Source organism: Blastococcus atacamensis (assembly GCF_002938425.1).
Lineage (GTDB): Bacteria > Actinomycetota > Actinomycetes > Mycobacteriales > Geodermatophilaceae > Blastococcus > Blastococcus atacamensis.
This window is the reverse complement of the sequence record NZ_POQU01000140.1, coordinates 1-3,746: the sequence shown is the minus strand read 5'-3', so window position 1 is coordinate 3,746 and position 3,746 is coordinate 1. Positions and strand designations below refer to the sequence as shown.

The window sequence follows — 3,746 nt, the reverse complement described above, 5'->3', positions numbered from 1 at the left end:
GCCCTGCCCCCCGAGGTCACCGCCCGCTGGCAGGCCCGGTTCCGGGCGCCCCGGGTCTCGCTGCCGGACTGGGCCGAGGAGGCACCGCACCGCAACCTGTACTCCTCCGACGTCAGCGGCGTCGTCGAGCAGTACGCCTGGGACCGGGTCACCGACACCCACCGCCAGGCCACCGACCGCCCCAACGGCACCCTGATCGGGACGCTGAGCCCCGACGGCGAGACCATCTGGTGGTTCGCCGACACCGACGGCGACGAGTTCGGCGTCTGGATGAACCAGCCGTTCGCCGGTGGCGAGGACACCGTGGCCGTCGCCGAGGTGGCGGCCGCCTACCCGGCGGGCCTGGAGGTCGGCCGGTCCCTCGTGGCGATCGGGCGCAGCACCGACGACGGCAGCGAGCTCTGGCTGGCGCCGTCCGGCGGGACACCGCGGGTGGTCTACCGGCACGCCGACCCGGCGTCGGTCGACGCCCTGACCCGGGACGACGACCTGCTCGTCATCTCGCACTCCGAGCACGGCGACCCCCGGTACCCGGCGCTGCGCGTCCTGCGCACGGCGGACGACTCCGTGGTGACCGAGAAGTGGGACGGCGAGGGCCTGGGCCTGCACGCGCTGGAGTTCGCGCCGCTGCCCGGGGACCGCCGGCTGCTGGTCGGCCACGAGCGGCGCGGCCGGGAGGAGCTCCTGGTCTGGGACGTCGAGGCCGACACCGAGACCGAGCTCGTCCTCGACCTCCCGGGCGACGTGACCGCCGGCTGGTACCCCGACGGTTCGGCGCTGCTGGTCGGGCACGACCACGCCGCCCGCAGCGAGCTGTACCGCTACGACCTGACCACCGGTGCCCTCGAGCGCCTGGAGACCCCGACGGGCGTCGTCCGGGGCGCCAGCGTCCGCCCCGACGGGACCGTGGAACTGGCCTGGTCGAACTCGGAGCTGCCTCCGGTGATCCGTCGCGCCGACGGCCCGGTGGTCCTCTCCGCCTCCGACGAGGAGCCGCCCGCGGCCTATCCGGTCGAGGACCGCTGGGTGCCGGGGCCGGGCGGGACCGTGCACGCGCTGCTGGTGCGCCCGGCCGGCGAAGGCCCGTACGCCACCGCGTTCCTCGTCCACGGCGGTCCGGAGGCGGCCGACGACGACTCCTACCGCGCCCGCCGGGCGGCCTACGTCGACGCCGGTTACGCGGTCGTGCACGTGAACTACCGCGGCTCCACGGGCTACGGCTCGGCGTGGCGCGACGCGCTGACCGGCCGGCCGGGCCTGACCGAGCTGGAGGACATCGGCGCCGTCCACGACGCGCTGGTCGCCGAGGGCGTGGTGGACCCGCAGCGGGCGATCCTCACCGGCGGCTCCTGGGGCGGCTTCCTCACCCTCCTCGGGCTGGGCACCCAGCCCGAGCGCTGGGCGGCCGGCATCGCCGAGGTGCCGGTGGCCGACTACCTGGCGGCCTACGAGGACGAGATGGAGGGCCTGCGGGCCTACGACCGCGCGCTGTTCGGTGGCTCACCCGAGGAGGTGCGGGACGTGTACGTGCGCTCCTCCCCCATCACCTACGTCGACGCCGTCGCCGCGCCCGTGCTGGTGGTCGCGGGCGCCAACGACCCGCGCTGCCCGATCCGGCAGATCGACAACTACCTGACCCGCCTCGAGGAGCTGGAGAAGCCGCACGAGGTGTACCGGTTCGACGCCGGCCACGGCTCGCTGGTCATCGAGGAGACCATCCGCCAGGTCGAGATCGCGCTCGCCTTCGCCCTCCGCCACGTGAAGCCGTGACCCTCACCCCGACGAGGGGTGTCCGCCGCCGCGCGTAACCGGGGAGCCGTTCCGCACGATTACCGCGGTGTCGACCACCGACAAGGGCGACCTGCCGGCAACGGCAGTCAGCAAAGCAACCGGCCCCTCCGGGGCATCGGAGCTACCGAACGGAAGGCACCACCATGCTGAACGTGCTCCCCCTCCTGCTGGCCAAGGCCGGCGCTGCCACCGTCACCACCAAGATCGTGGTCGCGGGTGCGGTCTCCGCCGCGGCCATCGGCACCGCAGGGGCCACCGGCGTCGTGCCGGTCGCCGACCTCCTTCCGAGCCAGGACAGCAGCGTGACGGTCCCGGACGAGCGGTCGGGCGCGGACGGCCTCGCCGGCCTCGCCGGCCTCGAGAACGTCACCGAGCGCGGCGGCAGTGCCGGCAGCGCCGGCGGTGACGGCCTCGACCGCGCGGGCGAGCTGGCCGCCAACCAGGCCCAGCAGGCCCTCGAGGCCGCTCGGACAGCCGCGACGACCGCGGCCGCGGACGCGCAGAAGGCGGCCGCGGAGGCCCGGAAGGGTGCCGAGGAGAAGGCCGTTGAGCAGGCCCGGCCCGAGCCGACCCAGGCCGAGCAGGCCCGGACCGCGCCGGCCCAGGCCGAGCGGACGCAGCCCGAGCAGGCGGAGCAGGTGGACCGCCAGCCCACGACGTCCTCGGGCCCGGCGGTCGACGAGCAGCCCGCGGTCAAGGTCGCCGGCGCGCCTGGCGACGACGCTCCTCGCGGCCGCGGCTGAACTGAATCGCGCGGGGCGGGCTGGACTGCAGCCCGCCCTCCGTCGTGCCGATAGGCACTGCATGACGTGGGACGAGGCCGTGGATCTCGAGCATGCCCTCGTCGCGGCACAGGCCGGCCGGCCGTGGGCGCTGCGAGCGGTGTACGAGGATCTCGCGCCACGGGTGCACGGCTACCTGCGTGCCCGCGGAGCGCGCGAGCCCGAAGACCTGACGAGTGAGGTGTTTCTGGCCGTGTTCGGCCGCCTGGCCACCGTGACCGGTGGCGCTGCAGGACTCCGGACCCTCGCCTTCTCCGTGGCCACGCTCGACTGGTCGACGACCGGCGCCGCCAGTCCCACCGCGGGGACACCGTCTCCTACGAGGACTGGCACGACGACCGGTCCACGGGCTCGAGCGAGGACGAGGCCATCGGCCGCATCGAGTCCGCCGGGGTCCGTGACGTGCTCGACCAGCTGCCCGCGGACCAGCGCGACGTGCTCCTGATGCGGGTCGTCGCCGACCTGGGGGTCGAGGAGACCGCCACGGCGCTCGGCAAGAGCCCCGGCGCAGTGAAGCAACTGCAGCGACGCGCCCTGCTGACGCTGCGCGCGCGTGTCCAGGACGGCCTTCCTCTCGCCCCGGCCCCGGTGACCCCGTGACCCGCCGGGATGGGCAACCCGTACTCGACGACGAGGCGGTCGAGCGTCTCCTCACCGGTCGCTCGGGATCCACCGAGCCGGAGCTGCACCACGCCCTGACCCTCCTCCGGTCCCTCGGTGACGCCCCGGCCCCGCAGCCCACGGCCGCGCTGGCGGACCTGCTCGACAACGGCATCGACTCCACCGTCGTACCGTTCCGGCGACCGACGACTCGGGGACGGTGGCTGGCCCGCGGCGGGGCGGCGCTGGCCGCTACCGCGGCGTCGCTCGTCGTCGCGGGAACGGCGGCCGCCCTGCCGCCGGCGCTGCAGGACACGATGGCCGACCTGGTGAGCGCTCTGACTCCGTTCGACCTGCCGCGTCCCGCGTCCGGTGACGCCGGATCCGACACCCCCGCCCCGACCCCCGCGGAGAACGCACCGCGGTCCGGCCCGCTGTCTCTTCTACACATCCCCCACCCCACGAAAACGTACTAGAACTCGTAAGCCGGCCTCTGCCTGAAAAAAAAAAAAAAAAAAAACACGATACAGCAATACTAAAGACACAACTACCACACTAAAAACAAAAAACAAA

The 3,746-nt window shown here is 73.7% G+C and carries 4 protein-coding genes and 1 riboswitch; all 4 genes read left to right on the top strand.

Going from position 1 to position 3,746, the window contains the following annotated elements:
• A partial coding sequence (locus C5508_RS18920; RefSeq protein ID WP_198598191.1) for a S9 family peptidase occupies window positions 1-1,770 on the top strand: 1,770 nt, incomplete at its 5' end.
• Window positions 1,771-1,845: 75 nt separating this feature from the next.
• Window positions 1,846-1,920, top strand: a riboswitch (cyclic di-GMP riboswitch).
• Window positions 1,921-1,943: 23 nt separating this feature from the next.
• Window positions 1,944-2,534 carry a hypothetical protein gene (locus tag C5508_RS18910; RefSeq protein ID WP_157944153.1) on the top strand — a complete coding sequence of 197 codons (591 nt, stop codon included), beginning with the start codon at window positions 1,944-1,946 and terminating at the stop codon, window positions 2,532-2,534.
• A 309-nt stretch (window positions 2,535-2,843) separates the two neighbouring features.
• Complete coding sequence (locus tag C5508_RS18905; protein ID WP_104526454.1) at window positions 2,844-3,173, top strand: sigma-70 family RNA polymerase sigma factor; 330 nt, start codon at window positions 2,844-2,846, stop codon at window positions 3,171-3,173.
• On the top strand, window positions 3,170-3,649 hold the full coding sequence (locus C5508_RS18900; protein WP_104526453.1) for a hypothetical protein: 480 nt from the start codon (window positions 3,170-3,172) through the stop codon (window positions 3,647-3,649). The genes C5508_RS18905 and C5508_RS18900 overlap by 4 nt, the downstream gene beginning before the upstream one ends.
• Window positions 3,650-3,746: the final 97 nt, after the last annotated feature.